This is a genomic window from Algoriphagus sp. AGSA1 (assembly GCF_021390545.1).
GTDB lineage: Bacteria > Bacteroidota > Bacteroidia > Cytophagales > Cyclobacteriaceae > Algoriphagus.
This window is the reverse complement of record NZ_JAJUWR010000006.1, coordinates 186909-206759: the sequence shown is the minus strand read 5'-3', so window position 1 is coordinate 206759 and position 19851 is coordinate 186909. Positions and strand designations below refer to the sequence as shown.

Annotated in this window: 17 protein-coding genes and 1 pseudogene; 5 read left to right on the top strand and 13 right to left on the bottom strand. The window is 40.9% G+C overall.

What is annotated here, in order from left to right; all coding sequences use genetic code 11:
- Position 1: 1 nt before the first annotated feature.
- Entirely contained in the window at positions 2-3151 is a 3150-nt protein-coding gene (locus LZF95_RS06355; protein ID WP_233754142.1) for a TonB-dependent receptor, read from the bottom strand.
- Between the two features lie 648 nt (positions 3152-3799).
- Here LZF95_RS06355 and LZF95_RS06350 point away from each other — a divergent pair.
- Positions 3800-6361 (top strand): hypothetical protein, encoded by a 2562-nt coding sequence (locus LZF95_RS06350; protein ID WP_233754141.1) that lies wholly within the window; start codon positions 3800-3802, stop codon positions 6359-6361.
- A 906-nt stretch (positions 6362-7267) separates the two neighbouring features.
- Here LZF95_RS06350 and LZF95_RS06345 read toward each other — a convergent pair.
- From LZF95_RS06345 to LZF95_RS06325, 5 genes and pseudogenes are all read right to left on the bottom strand, one after another.
- Positions 7268-7435, bottom strand: a complete 168-nt coding sequence (locus LZF95_RS06345) for a hypothetical protein (RefSeq protein ID WP_233754140.1) — start codon at positions 7433-7435, stop codon at positions 7268-7270.
- Positions 7432-7716: pseudogene (locus tag LZF95_RS06340) on the bottom strand (SDR family NAD(P)-dependent oxidoreductase); the annotation flags it as partial. The pseudogene LZF95_RS06340 and the gene LZF95_RS06345, both read right to left, overlap by 4 nt.
- Before the next feature lie 39 nt (positions 7717-7755).
- Positions 7756-7923: a hypothetical protein gene (locus LZF95_RS06335; protein WP_233754138.1), complete on the bottom strand. Its 168-nt coding sequence runs from the start codon at positions 7921-7923 to the stop codon at positions 7756-7758.
- Positions 7924-7945: 22 nt separating this feature from the next.
- The gene (locus tag LZF95_RS06330; RefSeq protein ID WP_233754137.1) at positions 7946-8290 is read right to left on the bottom strand and encodes a nuclear transport factor 2 family protein; all 345 of its coding nucleotides are present in this window, start codon (positions 8288-8290) and stop codon (positions 7946-7948) included.
- A 204-nt stretch (positions 8291-8494) separates the two neighbouring features.
- Positions 8495-9373, bottom strand: coding sequence for an SDR family oxidoreductase (locus tag LZF95_RS06325; protein WP_233754136.1), 879 nt, complete (start codon positions 9371-9373; stop codon positions 8495-8497).
- A gap of 114 nt (positions 9374-9487) precedes the next feature.
- Between LZF95_RS06325 and LZF95_RS06320 the strand changes: the two genes are divergently transcribed.
- Complete coding sequence (locus tag LZF95_RS06320) at positions 9488-9865, top strand: helix-turn-helix domain-containing protein (RefSeq protein WP_233754135.1); 378 nt, start codon at positions 9488-9490, stop codon at positions 9863-9865.
- 31 nt (positions 9866-9896) lie between these two features.
- On the opposite strand, the gene LZF95_RS06315 is transcribed toward LZF95_RS06320, so the two are convergent.
- The 6 genes from LZF95_RS06315 to LZF95_RS06290 form a co-directional block, all read right to left on the bottom strand.
- Positions 9897-10742 (bottom strand): aldo/keto reductase, encoded by an 846-nt coding sequence (locus LZF95_RS06315; protein WP_233754134.1) that lies wholly within the window; start codon positions 10740-10742, stop codon positions 9897-9899.
- A 61-nt stretch (positions 10743-10803) separates the two neighbouring features.
- The gene (locus LZF95_RS06310) at positions 10804-11667 is read right to left on the bottom strand and encodes an aldo/keto reductase (RefSeq protein WP_233754133.1); all 864 of its coding nucleotides are present in this window, start codon (positions 11665-11667) and stop codon (positions 10804-10806) included.
- 385 nt (positions 11668-12052) lie between these two features.
- Complete coding sequence (locus LZF95_RS06305; protein ID WP_233754132.1) at positions 12053-12625, bottom strand: TetR/AcrR family transcriptional regulator; 573 nt, start codon at positions 12623-12625, stop codon at positions 12053-12055.
- A gap of 152 nt (positions 12626-12777) precedes the next feature.
- Entirely contained in the window at positions 12778-14931 is a 2154-nt protein-coding gene (locus tag LZF95_RS06300; protein WP_233754131.1) for a molybdopterin cofactor-binding domain-containing protein, read from the bottom strand.
- 33 nt (positions 14932-14964) lie between these two features.
- Positions 14965-15612, bottom strand: a complete 648-nt coding sequence (locus LZF95_RS06295) for a hypothetical protein (protein WP_233754130.1) — start codon at positions 15610-15612, stop codon at positions 14965-14967.
- The gene (locus LZF95_RS06290) at positions 15609-16082 is read right to left on the bottom strand and encodes a (2Fe-2S)-binding protein (RefSeq protein ID WP_233754129.1); all 474 of its coding nucleotides are present in this window, start codon (positions 16080-16082) and stop codon (positions 15609-15611) included. Before LZF95_RS06290 ends, LZF95_RS06295 begins: the two co-directional genes overlap by 4 nt.
- A 663-nt stretch (positions 16083-16745) precedes the next feature.
- Here LZF95_RS06290 and LZF95_RS06285 point away from each other — a divergent pair.
- The 3 genes from LZF95_RS06285 to LZF95_RS06275 all read left to right on the top strand — a co-directional run bounded on the left by LZF95_RS06285 (position 16746) and on the right by LZF95_RS06275 (position 18751).
- On the top strand, positions 16746-16916 hold the full coding sequence (locus LZF95_RS06285) for a hypothetical protein (protein ID WP_233754128.1): 171 nt from the start codon (positions 16746-16748) through the stop codon (positions 16914-16916).
- A 76-nt stretch (positions 16917-16992) separates the two neighbouring features.
- Positions 16993-17901, top strand: coding sequence for an AraC family transcriptional regulator (locus LZF95_RS06280; RefSeq protein WP_233754127.1), 909 nt, complete (start codon positions 16993-16995; stop codon positions 17899-17901).
- 94 nt (positions 17902-17995) lie between these two features.
- Positions 17996-18751, top strand: a complete 756-nt coding sequence (locus tag LZF95_RS06275) for an SDR family oxidoreductase (protein ID WP_233754126.1) — start codon at positions 17996-17998, stop codon at positions 18749-18751.
- Between the two features lie 172 nt (positions 18752-18923).
- On the opposite strand, the gene LZF95_RS06270 is transcribed toward LZF95_RS06275, so the two are convergent.
- Entirely contained in the window at positions 18924-19787 is an 864-nt protein-coding gene (locus tag LZF95_RS06270) for an SDR family oxidoreductase (RefSeq protein ID WP_233754125.1), read from the bottom strand.
- Positions 19788-19851 lie beyond the last annotated feature (64 nt).

Here is a 19851-nt window from a genome sequence, read left to right as displayed (position 1 = left end):
TTTAGAAGTTTGCGCTGATTCCAAAGTTGAAACTGCGTTGTAATGGGTAGGTAAAACCAGCATTGAACAGGCCTTCCAATTTCTCTGGATCGAAAGCCTTGACAAAAGGATCAGTGATGGTGAAAATATTATGCGCATTGCCAAATACACGAAGACTGGAAAGCCCGACATGCTGGAGAGCGGAAGCATTTACCGTATATCCGATTTCGGCACTTTTAAATCTTACATAAGAAGCATCTCTTCTCCACATTTCACTTTCTGCATAGATCATCCCAACATTCTCAATCAGCCTAGATGCAGGCCATGTGCCTGGTATCCATTCGCTATCCAGATTACTTGGATCTTCTTTGCGCCACCTATCAAAGAAATAAGCCGGAGTATTCGAACCTTTAAAGGCAAGGATTTCTGCATAGACCTCATTGAATCTAACTGAATATTTGGCTGCTCCCTGAAACAGAAAGTTAAAATCAAAGCCCTTGTATGCACCATTCAGTGTAAGACCAAAAAACATCTTCGGAGTACCATTCCAGAAAGTGGGAAGCATATCGTTGCCGTCGATGATACCATCCCCGTTCACATCCTGATATCTGAAATCTCCTGGTAGCTCACGGATATTCCCCAAAGAGCCATTTTGGATGGGTGCGTTGATTATCTCTTCTTCATTTTCGAATTGCCCCAAATATTGGAATCCCCAGACTGCATCATTGTTCCGGTCTATATTACCACCTCTCCATCTGTCCATGCTATTTAGGAATTCACCTCTTTCTACATACAGATTTTTAGTTCTCGCATAGTTGAAATTTCCGCTGATGCCGTACCTGAATCCATTGACTTCATTCCTGTAGGCAATCATCATATCCAATCCCCTGACCTGATCACTGTTAAGATTTTCCTGTGGCAGAGTACCTCCAAATGTATTGGGAAGCGATTGGTTTCTATAAGCAAGCAGCCCTTCCCGGTTTCGCTGATACACATCAAACTCCATCGCAAATCTTCCATCCCAGAGTCCTAGGTTAAAGCCTAAATCCAGAATTTCCGATGTAAACCATGTGAGGTTTTGGTTAACGATTGCCGGAGAACCTGCACCTACTGTGTATTGGCCATCATTAAATTCATACCCACCTCCCCCGGTGGTAGTATATCCACTTACAAATTGGAATGGGTTGCCGGCATCTTCTCCCACTACCCCAAAAGATCCACGAAGTTTTAAATCAGATAGCCAGCCTGTAGTACCACTCATAAAGCTTTCGTCCGAAATTCTCCAACCTAAGGATCCAACCGGAAAAAATCCCCATCTGGAGTCAGGATGGTAGCGATAAGAACCATCTTCACGGAATGAGAACTCAGCCAAGTACTTACCCTTATAGTCATAGTTGAACCTCCCGACAAAGGATACCCGAGCTGTCTGTTCCTCCAATCCTCCAGCCTGTTGGTTATTCAATCCCGCAAAATTGATCTGGTCGGTGGTAAAAAAATCATAGTACCGAAGTGCTGATACCCACCTGGACCAGGTCTGTTGCTGTTCAAAAACAACAACACCACCGATAGAATGATCCTCATTGATTGTTGTGTTATAAGCAGCCTGAGCCTGCAGAGTCATGCGGTTAAAATCAGAGTTATAGTTTGAAATATTTGCGTTTCCATCTCGCTGCTTCTGAACTACATAGTCATCGGTTTCAGATTCATAATTGTAGAGATTATAGCTTTTGAACAGATTCTTGTTTAGGTAAGAGGTGAAATCATAAGCCACCAATCCCTTCATGGTCAAGCCTTCAAGAAAAGGCGCTTTATAATTCAAGGCCACAGAAGACTGAATGTTTTTATCAGTTGTCTCATTATAGCCAGTCAAGTCGCGGTCTGCCAGTGCTACCGGGTTTTGCCCTGATCCTACCGCGGACGGGAATTCCGGATTGTTGTTGGCAAATGGTCTTTCAATGGGCAAAGTAGTCCGTGTACCTTTGAAAATGTTGAAGAAATTTTCTCCAGGATCAGAGCGCTTGTCTATTTTTCCGGCGATAAAAACCTGTGTTTCCAGAGAATTGGAAAGTTTAGCGGTGATATTTGATCGGAGGGTATAGCGCTTATAGTTGATGTCATTTGTCTTCAGCAAACCCTGCTCATTGAAGTATCCACCACTGATAAAATAGCTCACCTGATCATTGCCTCCACTGGCGCTGAGGTTCTGCTGGTATTGCCAGGCCTTATCCTTCAGGGTTTCATCATACCAATTGATAGATTCATAACCTGGAGCGGAGTTGATGTAATTGTTGAGAATCTCCTCGGAATAAAAAGGAGCTCCAGTACCGAAAAGAGCTGCGTCATTTCTCATCTGAGCCCACTGTGATGCAGACGCCATCAGGGGAACTCCAGTCGGTGTCTGAAACCCTACTGTTCCGCTGTAATTGAATTTTGCAGCTCCTTTAGTCCCTTTTTTGGTGGTAACGATAATTACGCCATTAGCTGCGCGGACACCGTAAATTGCGGCCGAGGCATCCTTTAGCACCGAAATACTCTCAATATCATCCGGATTCAAGCGTTGGAATTCACTCCCACCATCTCTGGGAATTCCATCAATTACATATAATGGAGCTCCACCGAACCCCCTGATATTGATGGAGGTATTAAATTCTCCCGGTTGCCCGGAATTTTGACGAATTTGAAGTCCTGGAACCTTACCCTGCAACTTTTGTGCAAGGCTGGAACTAGTGGTGGTCTGTATCTCCTCCGAATCAATCTGACTTATCGCACTGGTAAGTGATTCTTTCTTCTGAGTGCCATAGCCGATGACCACTACTTCCTCCAGTCCGGCAATGTCCTCTTCGATCGTGATTGAAAGCCGGCTCTGATTTCCTATTTCAATAGATTGGGTTTTGTATCCGATGAAACTAAAGTCGAGGATGGCGCCCTGATTGGGTACCAATAGTTTAAAACTCCCATCAACATCTGTCACTGTACCGACAGTGGTTCCTCTCAAGAGAACTGTGACTCCCGGCAGCGGGTCATTGCTGTTATCGACCACCGTTCCGGTAATCTCCTTTTTTTCATCATTCCCAGTCTGGGCCCAGACAGGAATTCCTATCAGTAAACTGAGCAGCAGCAGAATGGGAACTTTCAGTCTGCTTACCAAAATTTTAGGTTTATTTTTTATCATGGCAGGAGGGTTATTGGGTTGAAAAAGAATTTGTTAATTGAGAATTGGGCAGCTTGAAAAGACTGCTGTCTTTTGGACGTAGTAGATTAATCATAGGCATTTATGGGTAAGGATTATAGTTATGACTGTACTCCAAGGCCGGATTCTGGCTAAGGAAATAGTCGATATTAACTGATGGTAAGATTCCCTGATACTGGATCAAAGAAGGAGACCGACTGCTATTTTGTCCTTTGATGGAAAAAGTGACTTGGATACAAAAAATGCCCGGCTGGATGCCAGATAACTTGAAATGGTATAGTGTTTTTCATTTTGGGTATTGTTTTATGAATTGAAATAAATACATCGTAAATGAATGTCCAGGCAATTAAAATGCGCTTAATATTCGCTTAATGCCCTACTTTTTTGTAGGCAAAAATTGAAAAAAGTTGAAAATCCACTGAAAATTCAAAATTTCAATCCTCAATTGAAGCATGTATTTGAATATTGTTTCGCATTTCTGATAATTGATTAATTTTAACTATAAACCCATTCGAGCCAATTTGTGTAACATTGATAGTATGCAAAGCAGTAGATTTAACTCAAGTATAACTGTAGTGCTACAGAACATCTGTTGGAAATCGAAAAATATACCTTAGCAAATCTTATTCTGTGGAAGTCCGCGAACTAACTATCTTACTTTCTCTTTTTACACTTCTGGCATCCAACATATGTGTTGCCCAATCCACGTTAAATTCCGGCCTCTACTTTTACTCCCACGAAGTAATCCAGGATAAAAGAACCTCCCTCAACCTAACCCCTGATTCACCTTTGAAAGTAAATGGAGATCTCAATTTTCAATTTGATGTACAGTTCCGGGACGGAGACGGTTTTTATGGGTACATCTTCAAAATGCTGACAAATGATAATGTCCCTATAGATCTGGTTTCGAATCTGGCTTCAGAAACGGAGAATTTTTGGCTGGTGGTGGGAAACAAGGTGGTAGCTGCCTTTTATTGGGAAGATTTGGGAGGAGAAATCTATAACCAATGGGTAAAGATCAATCTAGGATATCAAACGGAAAACAACAGGATAACCCTTAGTATCAACGGTATCCAGCACACCACAGATCCACTTGACATTGACGCTATTAAGTCACTGCAGGTCGTATTTGGCGCAAGCACCGTGTCCAAAATGCTCAATACGGATGTATGTCCCATGACCTTGAAGGATGTCAAAATCGAAGTGGGGGATAAACTGATTAGGCACTGGGAACTGAAGAAACACGGAGAAAATAAAGTGGCCGACCTGGTCAAGCAGGACATAGCCACTGTATCCTATCCCAACTGGAAAATCGATGAACACCTGAAATGGAAGAAATCCGGTGAATACGTTCTTCCTAATACCCTAGGAATTACCAGCACACCGAATTCTGATTCGATTTTCATACTGGGACAATCAAGCCTACTTCTTTATACGGCATCTGATACCAAAATCAGGGAGTTGAAGTATAGTGTAGGCAATCCTTACCCCTGTCCGGAAAATAATTTCGTTTACGATCCTATGTCGAAGGAAATACTTTCCTATTCTTTTGACAAAACGATCGTAAACCGATTTGACTTACAGAACCTTTCCTGGCAATATGCGCCTGATACCTGCCCCGAACCCGATCTTTGGCACCATTCCAACCTATTTATTCCTACCGAAGATGAGATCGTGACATTCAGTGGATATGGGCATTATACGTACAAGTCCAATCTAAACAGATTAAACATAGCCTCCGGTAATTGGGACTCCATCAATCTCTCTAACACCATTCCACCAAGGTACCTGACGGCAACGGGTAAACTGGATGAAAATAGTCTGTTGGTTTTTGGAGGCTATGGAAGCCAGAGTGGTAAACAAGGAATCAATTCCCAACATTATTATGATTTGTATTCTATAAGCCTGCGAGATAACAGTGTAACCAAACTAAAAGAAATAAAGAGTGATCTACATCCTTTTGTACCAATCACCAACCTCATCACCTTGGACAGTGGAAAGTCATTTGTCACGTTGGTTTACAACAATGTGAATTTCAATACCCATTTGAAAATTGCAGAGTTTGGCATTAGTGAGAACTACCTACAGATTTATCAGGATTCTATTCCTTATAATTTTCTGGATACCCGGAGCTGGGCCAATATGTATTATCAGGCTAGTCAATCCAAAATAATAGCCATCACGAGAGTGGATTCCCTGATTCAGTTTTACCAGATTGCGTATCCGCCACTTACATTGGATGATGCAATACAGATTGAGTTTAAAAGAAAAAATAACTTTCTGTTACTTGTGTTGGCTGTTTTAATCCTTGGCGTAGTGGGACTGGCGATATTTTTTAGAACTAAAAGCCGAAAGAAGCCAGCTCCAGAAAATGAAATATCGGTCCAATCCGAAAAGCCTCAAAATACACTTGTGTCGGATGTGTATCCGTTGAAAGAAACACCCGAAAAGTTTCCTGCGGTTTATCTGATGGGTGGCTTCCAAATATTCAATGCGCAAGGAGAAAACCTGACCGGCCAGTTTACACCTACGTTGAAAGCATTGTTTCTGCTGATATATCTGGCTACTATTCTGGACAAAAAAGGGATTTCTTCCGACAAACTCACGGAATTACTCTGGAGCGACAAATCCGCTACAAAAGCCCGGAACAACAGAAATGTAAACCTGAGCAAAATAAGGCTGGTAATGGAGAAGGTATCACCCTCCATCCAACTGACTCATGACAATTCCTACTGGAAAATAGAACACAGTAATGAGTTCTTTTCTGATCTGGAGTTTTGCATCACCCAAATTGAAAAGCTTAAGCAGAAAGAAAGATTATCCATCCCGGAAATACAAGAATTTCTAAGCTACACTGCTAATGGAGTGATCTGCCCATCTATACAGACCAATTGGATGGACACTTATAAGAATAATTTTTCCTCAAAGGTTTTGGAATATATGTCCCTTCTTTTTGACGAGCTCCAAGATGAATCCCTGCTTGCCGAAGCATCTGACACTGTTCTAAAGTTTGATCCCCTAAACGAAGAGGCTTTGCGGGTAAAATGCGTAACCTTATTTAAAATGGGCAAAAAATCCCTGGCCCTATCTGCTTACAAAAATTTCTGCAGGGATTATCAATTACTATTGGATCAAGCGTATGAAGTTGATTTTCAAACGTTGGTAGAAAACTCGGAAGAAAGTAGTATTTAAATGACAGAGCGATGAGGCTGTAATCCTTCTGAAATAGTCTTGTTTCTCCAAAATGTCTGAGCGCAATCAAACACTGACCGTACATAATTGAACACCATTATCTGGTTGATAAAAAACTTAAAGCAGACGAGACTAGCTATCTTATTAGTTTAAAAATATTCTATAAATCTAGGCTTCTGGAAAATGGTTGATTTCAACTATTCACCAACCTTTTGCTCAATCCTTTATCCTGATCGGTAGGCATTAAGTTTCATAGCGGATGGTCGTACGGAATTATTATAGAGTGGGTGGCTACCTTTAGCGCCATGGCAAAAACCAATTTGGCATCAGCTGTGCGGGCAGTTCCACCTTTTGAAAGCGTACAAATCCCAAGTCCCACTGTTGGCTCTGTTTAACAGCACGACTTGAAAATGTTCAGCCAGTTCCAAGGTGTCTTTATCCCAAAAATCATACTGGACTTCATATACTTGTCTTGGGCAACTCGAAATTGGACGTTGGCTTCTTTTTACTTTGGGATGATATCCCAAGGTAATTGCTGGTACTTGGATAAGATTGTTTGCTTGATTTACAGCTGCTGCGCTGTTTATTCCATTTCCTGCTTCCTTACTCCCGTAGCACCTGAATACGGCATCCTAAAAACCTCTAACTTAAATGATCGCATTATGAAAGCTTTCCGTAGTCTGCTGCTCTCCCCTACCGGAGCACCTATCTTTGTATCAAAATAATAAGAACTAAAAACCCAACCCATTACAGGGAGTTGAATCCTTGTTTGTGGATCCAATAATTTAAAGCTTATCAGAATCAGCTTTTCTGAGTTATTGGAAAGGTAATAGATGGATTTTCAGGCTATAAAAAAAGATAGATCAAACGACCCACCGGATTCAAATCAATTGTATCCTAGTATTTCTATCCCATCAGCCGAAACTGCTTGACGCAGGTCAAATGCTTTCTGCCCTTTGATTTGTGTTGGCTCCCGAATAAGATGGACTTCATTTTCTCCTCCTCTATTTTGTAGTTTTTGACATTCTGATAGTATCCCGTCCGTGTATTATCATCGGTAGAGTGATAGGTCATAGATTACTCGATGTGCCTAAAACATGTTCATATCCCTGCTTTCTCAACAATGGTAAAGCAGCTTTGATAACCGTCAATAGCCCAAAAACATTGGTTTCGTAAAGTGTGCGGACATCATCAGGTCCAGATTCTTCTATAGTACCGATCAAGGAGTATTCTGAATTATTAAAGGCAATATCCAACCTTCCAAAATAATCAAATGCATAGTTCAGCGCAGACTTCCCCTGTTCAGGCTTGGTGAAATCCAAGGCTAAAAGCAAAGTGTTAGCACCATAGAGCTCCTTAAAATCCTTACTTAATGAATTTTAAACAGCTGTAAATTACTCCCAGGCTATAATCTCATCCGCAGTATAAAACAATTGCTGTTGTCCTGTAAACCTTACTAGGTATTCCCCATTCTCTTCATTGTACCAAACCACATTGCCATAAATCCCTTTCATTGGCCCACTGTTCACTGTTACCCCTTCTCCAATTTTAAACTTCTTCATGATATTTTATTTTGCTAACGACTCAAATCCCTACTACAAATGCATTTAACATATCCATCTTGCCCTGATCGAATTGCCATACATCACAGTAGGAATATACACGAACTACTCCAGTTTTATCTTTCAAGGAAATAGCACCCATCGCCACCACACATTCATCATCTTCAATCAATCTTTTGACTTGAAATTGAGGTGGCTTGGTATAATTTTCACCCATCCATTTTTTAAGGGATTCCTTTCCTCTGATAGTGGTATCCCCTTCAAAAACCCAAGCTACTGTTTCGGTGCAATGACTTAGGAAGCCCTCGTTGTCTCCTTTGGAAACCGCTTCGTTTGCCTTTAACAATACTTTTTTCTTATTTATCATAAAAGGCTTGTATTTAATTGTTAGAACGGAATGAAAGAGGGAATAGTACCGGTCCAAAGCGATTTATCCGCAAAACTCAATTAAGCCTCAGATCTCCTTATGTCAACCTCAGTTGTTCAACTGATCCTTATTGCGATTAGATAGAATCTGTGTTCTATCCATAATGACCTCCCTCATTCAAAATTTGCTTAAAACGCAGATCAATCACCCATAAATCCGAGAAATAAACACTTTGACGGAAGTAGGTTTTCTTCCTAGTATTGATTCCAATGTATTGTCTTCTAAATCCATCATACCCTCGGCTACTGCTTTACCCCACATCACAAACATCCCTATGTACATTTCAGGCACACCTGCAGTTTGAAGAATTGTTTTGAAGTCTTCAACATCTGGTGAGTGGTATTGGACATTTTTACCTAATTCAGCAGAGAAATACTTCGCTATTTCACTAAAACCCACTGATGTATTGTTGGTCAACTTGTATGTTTTATTTTCGTGACCTGTAGATATCAAGATATTACCGGCAGCTTCGGCCAATTCTTCACGAAGAACCCAACTTGCTTTACCTTCTACGGCAGGAAATAAAATAGTGCCTGTTTCAGATACCTTATCACCAACAAATGCACTTATCATTTCCTGGTAAATTCCATTTTGAAGAATGGTGTAATCCATACCGCTTTGTTTAAGAAAGTTTTCTGACTCCACATGAGAATTCTGAAAGTCAGCAATAGCTGAATGTTCATGGCCGGACTTTCTAACAAATGACGTGTAGACTAAGTGATTAACGTTTGCTTCCTTGGCGGCTGTGATAGCATTAATATGGTGCTTGGTGCGGTTTTCGACTGCTCCACGATCACTACTGGAAATTAGGAGTAATTTATCCACACCTTTAAACGCTGATATCATTGAATCGATATTCGAATAATCCCCTATTCTTACGCTAATACCTTTCTCCTTTAGAGCAGTGGCATTTTCCCCTTCTCTGGCCAAAGCTGCAATTCCACTGACAGGCACGCCTTTGTTTAACAAATGGTCTATCGCTTTAGACCCAAAATTTCCTGTTGCTCCTGTGATTAAAATCATCTGATGTTGTTTTTAAGATATAATGCAAGTTTACGAATATCACTATACTAAATATACTTGTTTCCTAAAAGGTATTGGTATACTTTTGTATAGTATAAAATCAATCTCTTCATTATGAGCGACTTCAAAGAATTAGTAGCAGATCAAACGGTTAATAAATGTCCCAGGCAATATATCCTTGCATTGACAGACACCCTTCAAGTGATCAGTGGAAAGTGGAAACTTCCAATAATTGCTTCTTTATTGTATGGCAGAACCCGCTTTAAAGATTTGCAGGAAAATATTGAAAAGATAACCCCCCGAATGCTATCCAAGGAATTGAAAGAACTGGAAATCAATGGTATATTGCAGCGTAAAGTTTATGACCTAACCCCGGTTCTAATAGAATACACTTTAACAGAATCCGGAAAAAACCTGATTGACATTGTCGATTCAATGCTTGATTGGGGTATAGCCCATAGAAAAGAGGTAATGAAAACTGATGGGATATAGATACATTATTTTAATAGTTGATTGTTTAGCGTCAGATTTTGCGTTTAGCCCATCTGGCAATTATTTCAGGATCTCTATGATCAAAAAATGCACTTGCATTAGTGTCCAGAGTAGAGATAGCATCCATGTCTCCCTTGCTTAATTCAAAATCCCAGATATTGAAATTTTCAATGATTCTTTCTTTGTGGACGGATTTTGGAATGACTGCAATATTCCTCTGGACCAGCCAACGCAACGTCACCTGAGCCACAGACTTATCGTACTGCCTACCAATCGAAGTCAAAAGTCCATTATTGAAAAAATCATATCGCCCCTCTACAAAGGATGCCCAAGACTGAATTTGCACATCCTTTTTCTGCAAGAATCGCTGTGCATCAAAGCGTTGATAAAAAGGGTGTACTTCAAGCTGATTGACTGAAGGAACAATCTCATTGTGCGCAACTAAGTCCGCTACTCTCTCCGGATAAAAATTACTGATACCTATTGCCCTTATTTTACCTTCTCTATGGAGTTCTTCCATGGCGCGCCACGATCCATAATAATCACCTACAGCTTGATGTATTAAATATAAATCCAAATAGTCCAGCCGTAGTTTTTTCAAAGACTGTTCAAAAGCTATTTTGGTCTTTTCATACCCCGCATCCTGCACCCACAGTTTAGAAGTAATAAACAGCTTCTCTCTGACCACACCGCTTTTTTTGACAGCATTGCCGACAGCCAACTCATTTCCGTAAGCAGATGCGGTGTCTATGAGTCGATAGCCTGATTCAATTGCAGTAAGGACTGTTTTCTCACACTCCCTCAGGTCGCTTATCTGATAAACTCCCAAACCCAGCATGGGCATCTCTACCCCGTCGTTCAACTTGATTTCTTTCATATCTCCCGCTATAAAATCCCACAGCCCTACTACAGGCTGTGGGATTAATACTATCTATATACTACCTTGCTTCGACGTCTTGGAATGTCAGCTTAGTAAGCCATTCGGCCGTTTCGGGATCGCGATGGTCAAAGAATACACTTTTACCTGTATCCAGAGTGGCAATGGCGTTCATATCTTCCTTGCTCAATTCAAAATCCCAGATATTCATATTTTCCAGCATCCTGACTTCCCGGACTGATTTGGGGATAACGGCGATTCCCCGCTGAACAAGCCAACGTAAAGTGACCTGAGCGACAGATTTATTATATTTCTGCCCTACTGCAGTGAGTATTCTATTTGTGAAAAGGTCATTTTTCCCTTCGGCAAACGATGCCCAGGATTGAGTCAAAACGTTGTATTTGGTTAACAATTCAAGCTCTTCTTCCCTTTGATAGAATGGGTTTATCTCGATCTGATTAACCGCAGGAATGATCTCATTGTGAGCGATCAGGTCTACTATTCTGTCCGGGAAAAAATTACTTACTCCAATGGCACGGATCCTTCCTTGTTTATATAGATCTTCCATGGCACGCCATGAGCCGTAATAGTCGCCCATTGCCTGGTGGATAAGGTATAAATCAAGGTAATCCAACTGCAATTCCTTCAGTGATTTCTCCACTGCCCTGATGGTATTTTCATACCCGGTGTCCTGTACCCATAGCTTTGTGGTAATAAAGAGGTCTTCCCTCGACACACCACTCTTTTTAATAGCATTTCCTACAGCCTTTTCATTAAGGTATAAGGAAGCTGTATCAATAAGACGGTATCCTGATTTTATAGCTGTTAACACAGTTTGTTCGCATTCTTCCAGATCAGGAATCTGGAAAACACCCAAACCTACAAGAGGTATTTCTACGCCATTGTTCAATGTGGTTTTCTTCATGGTATTTGTTTTAAAGGTTGATTCAATGATTTTTTTAGTCTTTTTTTAATGTGAAATATCTTTAAGAATCCATCGGGTTTCCTTTGGGCTGGATACAAAGTAATCTTTGATGGAATCATTCAACTGCTGGAAGTAATTCCGTTTCGTTAGCGTTTCATTGGCAGGTACAACGTTCCAGCTTTAGGGTTTGGTTGTTTTAAATCTATATTCACCATACTTCTATTTTGTTTTACCGGGCTGTCGCAACTGCATAGTAATGCAATACTGATGTTAGCTGTGGTCAGCTAGCCCCAGAGTGTTTTGCTAAGCCTCTTATCAGTCCATTTCATCATTAATGAGTTGTTTTTTATTTTAAACTGATCATTCCATAATAGGCCAAAAAAAATTATTTGATGGATTCTATTAATAGTTCGGTCGTCTGTTTTGTCAATTGGCTGTCCCTAAAAAGGATATGGATATTATAAATGGAGGTCAGGCCTGATACCAGAAAGTAGGCAAGTGCCCTGGGTTCTTTGTCTGATTTAAGTGTTCCATTTCCCCTTGCTTCCAGTAATAACTTCTCAAAGAGCTCTACTGCTTTAATCGTCTGGTTCTTAAGCACTTTACCCACTTTCTCATCTACGTTGCCAAGTTCAAAAATAGTATTGGTAAACAGACAGTTGGATTCCTTCAAAGCAGATTCGTAAACAGAATAGATAATGTTTTTTATCGCCTCCAGAGGTTGGTCGCTTTTCTCCGCTGCCAAGCGGTATTGGTCATCTTTATTCCGTATATAATCCCTTAAAGATTTCAAAAACAGCTCATGCTTGTTTCCATAAGTAAGGTAGATACTGCTTCGGTTGATTTGCATGACATCTACCAATTCGTTCATAGAGGTGGCATTGTATCCTCTCTTCCAAAAGAGATTTCTGGCTTCTACCAGTTTCTCATCATAATCAAACTCTTTATTTCTTGGCATATCGATACAAAGATATATATTAAACCGAACGTTCCAAAACAATCAATGACTTTTTAATATTTTACATTTCATTAATATTTGAAAAATTTTAGCCCATTTGAATCCCTCCATGATAAATAACGCCTTACCCAGCCTTTCTCTAAGCCTAGCCTTCATAACGAATTCAGATCAAAAGGTAATTTCCTAATCCGTTTTCCTGTCAGATCATAAATAGCTTCTGTAAGCGCAGGTGCAAATGGTGGAAGTGCAGCTTCTCCGATACCGCATGCTTTTTCCTCATTTTCCATAATATGTACTTCTATAGGTGGCATGTCATTGATCCTGGGAATGACGTAATCATAAAAGTTACGTTGCTCAACCAACCCGTTTTTGAATGTAATTTCATGTGATATTGCTGCTCCAAATGCCATAAGAATTGACCCTTCTACCTGAGCACGTATAATATCTGGATTTACATACCACCCACAATCGACTACTGCCCAAACCTGATCAATCTTGATCTTACCCTCCTCTGCTTTTGAGACTTTGACGATCTGACCTACCGTAGTAGAAAAACATTCGGTTATCGCCAAGCCGAAACCTGATCCCTTTTTTCTGTTTTTCCAATCTGAGACAACTACCATTTTATCAAGTAATCGCTGTTCACGCTCATCCTTCAAAAGTCCTCTTCTAAAATCAAGCGGATCAATTTTGGCAGCATGCGCCATTTCATTCATAAAGCTCTCATAGGCAAATCCGTTGGTCGAAGCATACACTGATCTCCACCATGTAATTGGAATAGGTGTTTCGAAAGGGATATCCGAAAAGCTTACATGAGTAATTCCTTTGAAATATTTAGCCAAAAAACCTTCGGTAGTATTACCGTTGGCTTCAGTTTTCGCCCCCCCTTGCCAGTGTGCTACATTTTGCCCAGCCATTCTAAATTTCAAAGCGCTTAGCTGACCCTCAGCAATAGCCCCTTCGCAACGATAGCTAACCCCTGCCCGGTAAGGGCCTTGTGTCATATCGTCTTCTCTCGTCCAAACAATTTGTACCGGGGTTCCCGTTTCTTTTGATATAAGGCTGGCTTCATGCGGATAATCCATTAAGGCTTTCCGTCCAAATCCTCCGCCCAGAAAGGTCAGGTTTACGATAACTTTTTCCTGTGGCAAGTTGAATTGAGCCATCATGTAATCCTGAATCCACTCGGGGGCTTGTAATGGCCCCCAAATCTCCAACTTGTCGGGCTGATAATAAGCAACACAGTTAAGCGGCTCCATGGCACTGTGGGACTGATACGGAGTTTCATACACTACGTCCAGCTTTCCCGAAGAAGTAGAGAGAATAGTATCCGGCTCACCTTGTTTTATCGCAATTAGGCCTTCACTGTTTGCTAGCAACTCTTTTTGCTGGGTGTAAATATCAGCCGTATTCACATGCTCAAAACCAGTATCATCCCATTCAATTTTCAAAGCTTTTCTTCCCTGAATAGCCGACCAGGTATTTTCAGCCACAACTGCCACTCCATCCCTGAAGGTTTGATAAACACCGGTTTGGATTTTGAAAACTTTTTTAACTCCCGGGACCTTAAGTGCTTCACTTGCATCAAAGCTTACCAGCTTTCCACGTAAACGGGGATTTCGTTCAACTACCGCGTAAAGCATGCCCGGTAATTTGAAATCCAAGCCGAAAACAGCCTCTCCATTGGTTTTAAGCGGCGTGTCCTTACGGGGAAGTGGTTTACCTATCAGTTTATAGTCAGCGCGTTTTTTTAACGGAACATCAGGTAATTCAAGCCTAGATGCTTCTATCACCAATTCACCGAAATTAAGCTTCTTGTCAGTTGACCGGTGTACAACATGACCTGATTGCGCATAGCAATCCGATAACGGAACATTCCATTTAATCGCAGCGGCCGATATAAGCATTTCCCGGGCCGAGGCACCTAGCTTAAGCAGATTTAAATAAGAGCCGCTAATGGTGGAACTTCCACCCGTTACTTGGTTACCGTATTTTTTACGGTTTCCGGGAGCGAAACGTATACTGATATCATTCATATCCACTTCCAGTTCTTCGGCAATAATCTGTGGAACAGACTGGTAGGCACCCTGTCCCATTTCAGCCCGATGAGTAAAAAGGGTTACTTTGCCACCAGTATCAATATGTATCCAGGCATTCATTTCAATATCCTCAACTACTTCACGTTGTATGGAAATAAACTTCCCCCCTTTTGCATTCGACGGGAAGTAAAGGCCGAGGAATAGAGCGGATCCCGAAAGACCTGTCGTCCTGAGAAAGTTTCTTCGTGATAAGCTAGTAGAACTCATAAGTTATAGGTATTGAATGTGATAATTCCCCATTTATTTTTCTTCAGGTGCATATGCCCCGGTAGTAAGCCAAGTGATCCATGCTTTTTTGAACTCCCCATGGCTAATGGGGGGAACCTGGCGTCCCTCTCCAGGATTCCAGCCTGCCAGTACCAACCCGTCATCTGCATGTTCAATAAGCATTTGTATGTCTTTATTTCCATTTTGTTTTGGGTCTATTAATTGTTTGGCCAACTGATGAGCTGTCCTACCCTGAAAAACCATCTTCATGTTTGGTGGGGGCATATGCCAGTCGGGAACTCCCGGTGGGCTATGTATTCCGGGAGAATTGGTTTCCTGATGGCAATTCGTGCATCTCATGGCATATACTCCTTTTCCTTCAATACCTCTTTGCGGTGACATGGTGTGCGGATGGCTATCTTCGCCCTGTAATGGAATATCCCCTGCAGGATGGCAGTTCATACAGCGTGGACTCATCAATACGGAATAAACCTGCCCAAACGCAGTAACGGAAGCAATACTGTCGCTTTCCATGGATTTCTTTATTGATGCCGTATAGTTTTGCTTCTCTTTTGTCAATCCATAAGCTACTATGCAAATCATGAATAAATGAACTCCTATAACCAGTACCGTCTTAGCAATACCCTTATAAGTTAGATGTCCTACCAGATGCATTTTCATAATCCCGAAGTTTCATTTCTTTGTAGCTCGGCAGCTAAGTGAATAGCCTTACGTATTCGTAGGTAGGTCCCACATCGGCAAATATTCCCGGACATTGCTGCATTTATGTCTTCATCACCGGGATTAGCATTTTCACGCAGCAACACAGCTGCCGACATAATCTGACCCGATTGGCAATAACCGCACTGAGGAACATTTTCTTTGTCCCATGCTATTTGAAGGGGGTGGTCATTATTGTTAGACAACCCTTCAATCGTAGTGACCTTTTGGCCTGCTACTCTACTCACATTAGTGACACAGGACCTGACCGCCTCCCCATTCAGATGAACCACACATGCACCGCATTGTGCAACTCCGCAACCATACTTGGTGCCTCTCAATCCTATTATATCTCTTATAACCCATAAGAGCGGCATCTTCGGATCTACATCAAGTTGATGCTGTATTCCATTTATCGTAGTAGTAATCATATACATAGAAGTTAATAATGAATGCTATGCTTCTAACTGAATTCTTAGAATGAATTTTTCTGAAAGGTATTTTTTAAAAGGATAGACTTTTGGTTTCTGAGCCGTTCAGAATATGGTACAATCCATTTCATATACTAACAGGAAGCATATGCTTTTTAGATGGTTAAGTCCAAATTCTTACTCAGTCTGATAAAAGTATGAATTAAACCGAACGTTCCAAAATAAACAACATTAATTTTTCATGTACTTATTTCAGATTGAACAAGCCATTAGCAATATCTCCCAGGAGGATAACTCAGTCGTAAAAAAGCATTATGTGAAGATATCCTTCTTCAATATGGGGCCCAGGTAAACTCTTCTAATCTTTTTAAAAGTAAAAACTGTAGCTATATCTTGCTTCTCCTTAGGTGATAACGTTATTTTTTATTCAATATGGGAGCATAGAATTTCGAACATCTGTTGCCGGTGCTGGTATGGGTATTCAAACATGAGATCAATCATGCGATTCCAAAGGGATAACTATATGGTAAAGTCAATCCGTTTAAGCTAATGTAAATTGGATGAGCATCGGAAATGATATTGGAAGCCAAATTCTCTTAAGAAAAATCACTTTCCGTCAACAAATCAATAACTGCCCCATCATCAAAAATTATATTTTTGACCATGAATAGATTGCAACAACATATCCAGGAGATCATTCCCATCAGCCACATTGAATTTGAGCATATCAAAACATTTTTCACACTAAAGCGGGTTCGCAAAAACCAGTTTCTGATCCATGAAGGGGATGAGGTGAAGTATGAATTTCTTGTGCTATCAATACCTAGAGGTTAGTCGGGAGACTTTGAGCAGATTATATTCCCACTAGTACCCTTAGCTGTAAATTATTTATTTTTTATAAATTTCCACAATGAAGAATACTACTTCCCTATCTGAGTTTTATGCCCAAATCAAAAGTGACAATCCCCATATTGCTACAGATCAATTGGGCCATTTCAATGTATTTGAGATCGAAAAAGTACACAAACGAATGGCTGATTCTCCCGAGATGCCCTATAACAAACGCACTTATTTTAAAATCAGCCTGATCAAAGGGAGTAACAAACTGGAATACGCAGATAAAACCCTGGCGATAGAAAAGTACGGTCTATTGTTCGCTACGCCCAAAATACCCTACAATTACAATCCTACAAGTGATGAACAGTCAGGCTTTTTCTGTGTTTTTACCCATGATTTTTTAGGGGGTGAGAAAATGGACACACTTCCTGTTTTCCGTCAGGAAGCCATACCCGTATTTGAAATAACCAAAGAGGATTATACCCGGCTTTCAGCAATTTTCAAGAAGATGCAGGCAGAATTAATCTCTGAGTATGAGTATCGCTATGACTTGCTTAGGAATTATGTGCTTGAACTTGTACATAATGGTCAAAAACTCATGCCTAAGCGGCCCAAAGTTGGTACATTCACTGCAAGCAAACGGATTGTCAATCTTTTTATTGAGCTTTTGGAACGCCAATTCCCTATCGACAACCCCCAACAGAGACTGCATCTACGTAAAGCTGAAGATTACGCAAGCAGGCTTGCCATACACACCAATCATCTTAACAAAACCCTCAAAGAAGAGACTTCCTTTAATACCAAGCAGTTCATTAATCTGCGTATTGCCCAAGAAGCGAAGACCTTGCTATTGGAAACAGATTGGCCAATCGCTACCATTGCTGAATGCCTTGCATTTGAAGAAACATCACACTTCTCAAACTTCTTTAAAAAGCAGATCGGAGAAAGTCCAATGAAGTTTCGTTCAGCTTTAATAGTTTGATTTTTGCAAATATCCCTTTAGTAATTACAACTATCATAATGTTCTTCCCCAGTAGTTTTGTATCAAACAAGTTTTAACACTAACATTACTGATTATGAACAAAATAGCATTAGTTACAGGCGGAAGCCGGGGATTGGGAAAAGACATGGCACTCAACCTCGCCAAAAAAGGATTGGATGTAGTCCTAACTTACCAAAGTAAAAAAGAGGAAGCAGATAAGGTGGTTTCCGAAATTGAAGGGATGGGGCAAAAGGCCCAAGCACTGCAATTGGATACAGGTAAAACAGAAACATTCGATTCCTTTTTCAGTGAGCTGTTGGATGGATTGTCGGCTAAATTCAACACAGATAAATTTGATTTCCTGGTCAACAATGCAGGTATCGGCGTAACCGCTGTATTCTCAGAAACCACAGAAGAACAATTTGATTCTTTGATCAACATTCAATTCAAAGGTCCGTTTTTCCTGACACAAAAAGCATTATCTCACATGAATGACGGTGGTGGGATTGTCAATATATCTACTGGATTAACACGTATAATCTTGCCATACTATCCTGCTTATTCTTCCATAAAAGCATCAATGGAAAACCTGACTAAATATCTCGCCAAGGATCTGGGCAGCAGGGGAATCCGTGTAAACATTGTGGCACCTGGCGCCATTGAGACTGACTTTGCCGGGGGAATGGTCCGTGATAATTCTGATATGAACAAGCATATAGCCACCCAAACTGCTTTAGGACGTGTTGGTTTGCCTACAGATATAGGAAGTGTGGTAGCATTTTTATGTACGGAAGACGCAAAATGGATTACTGCGCAGCGTATTGAAGTTTCCGGAGGGCAGATGTTGTAATTGATCTCCGTCCATAGATGACAGCCAACAACAGGTGAAATCGATCCCCATACCTTTTTCATTTAGTTATTGGCAATAAAGCGGATAACCAACTATATTTTTTTTGATAACTGCAAATAAAAATCTCTTTCTGCCTTGTGCAGAAAGAGATTTTCATTGATTAATGGATAATTCAACCCAAAAGCTCTTTCATTCCAAATGCTGTCATGGCTTTTGCGTATTCAGCTTCTACGGCTTCATTGGCAGCCCTGACGATTTCTCCTGTGGATGGGTCAACAACTGTTCTTAGCGGCCGTTCTCCTATTGGTAAGTTGATCAGGTTGACTACTGCATCTGCCACATCCTGAGGGTCGGGTTTTACAGTGTCAAACATCTGACCACGGGCACTACCCATTTTGTTTGGAACATCTGCTATTGCTTTGTAACCGTCAACCACTGAGGTATCCGAGCCAAATCGGATCTTTTGGGACATCTCTGTGGGGAAAGCACCGGGTTGGATAATGGCTACGTCAACGCCTAATGGCCGCACTTCATAGTGTAAGCCCTCACTCAAACCCTCCAGTCCAAACTTTGAGGCGGCATACACCACTGAAAAAGGAGCGGAGAATCTACCCCACCCGCTTGAAACATTGATGATCAAACCTTCTGATTGTTTGCGCATGTATGGCAATACCAATTTCATCAATCTCCAGGGGGCGGTAACATTGACATCGAACATCCACTGTACGTCCTCAGTGGTGAAACTTTCTGCAACACCAAACATCGCTGAACCCGCATTGTTAACCAACACATCTAGGGTTCCTTCTTTAGCGATAATAGTGTCAATGGCATTTTTCACACTTTCTTCTTCCGTTAACGAAACATCCAAAACAGTGATGTTTTCAACCTGAGCTAAGGCTTTTGCTTTATCGGCATTCTTTCCGCTCGTATCTCTCATGGTGGCGTAAACTTTATGCCCTAAAGCTGCAACACTGTTAGCGGTTAGCCATCCAAATCCACTATTTGTTCCCGTTATTAATACTATTTTCCGGTTCATTATTCTGTTGGTTTAATTTAATGATGCAAAGGTTGGAATCTGAAAAAAGAAAACAGTTACCAAA

Excerpts from the sequence above, each read along its gene's own strand:
- LZF95_RS06345 (WP_233754140.1), bottom strand. The coding sequence starts at position 7,435 with ATGACCTATCACTCTACCGATGATAATACACGGACGGGATACTATCAG.
- LZF95_RS06315 (WP_233754134.1), bottom strand. The coding sequence starts at position 10,742 with ATGAAAGAAATCAAGTTGAACGACGGGGTAGAGATGCCCATGCTGGGT.
- LZF95_RS06355 (WP_233754142.1), bottom strand. The coding sequence starts at position 3,151 with ATGATAAAAAATAAACCTAAAATTTTGGTAAGCAGACTGAAAGTTCCC.
- LZF95_RS06305 (WP_233754132.1), bottom strand. The coding sequence starts at position 12,625 with ATGCCAAGAAATAAAGAGTTTGATTATGATGAGAAACTGGTAGAAGCC.
- LZF95_RS06285 (WP_233754128.1), top strand. The coding sequence starts at position 16,746 with ATGAATAGATTGCAACAACATATCCAGGAGATCATTCCCATCAGCCAC.
- LZF95_RS06300 (WP_233754131.1), bottom strand. The coding sequence starts at position 14,931 with ATGAGTTCTACTAGCTTATCACGAAGAAACTTTCTCAGGACGACAGGT.
- LZF95_RS06295 (WP_233754130.1), bottom strand. The coding sequence starts at position 15,612 with ATGAAAATGCATCTGGTAGGACATCTAACTTATAAGGGTATTGCTAAG.
- LZF95_RS06290 (WP_233754129.1), bottom strand. The coding sequence starts at position 16,082 with ATGATTACTACTACGATAAATGGAATACAGCATCAACTTGATGTAGAT.
- LZF95_RS06325 (WP_233754136.1), bottom strand. The coding sequence starts at position 9,373 with ATGATTTTAATCACAGGAGCAACAGGAAATTTTGGGTCTAAAGCGATA.
- LZF95_RS06270 (WP_233754125.1), bottom strand. The coding sequence starts at position 19,787 with ATGAACCGGAAAATAGTATTAATAACGGGAACAAATAGTGGATTTGGA.
- LZF95_RS06335 (WP_233754138.1), bottom strand. The coding sequence starts at position 7,923 with ATGAAGAAGTTTAAAATTGGAGAAGGGGTAACAGTGAACAGTGGGCCA.
- LZF95_RS06310 (WP_233754133.1), bottom strand. The coding sequence starts at position 11,667 with ATGAAGAAAACCACATTGAACAATGGCGTAGAAATACCTCTTGTAGGT.
- LZF95_RS06280 (WP_233754127.1), top strand. The coding sequence starts at position 16,993 with ATGAAGAATACTACTTCCCTATCTGAGTTTTATGCCCAAATCAAAAGT.
- LZF95_RS06320 (WP_233754135.1), top strand. The coding sequence starts at position 9,488 with ATGAGCGACTTCAAAGAATTAGTAGCAGATCAAACGGTTAATAAATGT.
- LZF95_RS06275 (WP_233754126.1), top strand. The coding sequence starts at position 17,996 with ATGAACAAAATAGCATTAGTTACAGGCGGAAGCCGGGGATTGGGAAAA.
- LZF95_RS06330 (WP_233754137.1), bottom strand. The coding sequence starts at position 8,290 with ATGATAAATAAGAAAAAAGTATTGTTAAAGGCAAACGAAGCGGTTTCC.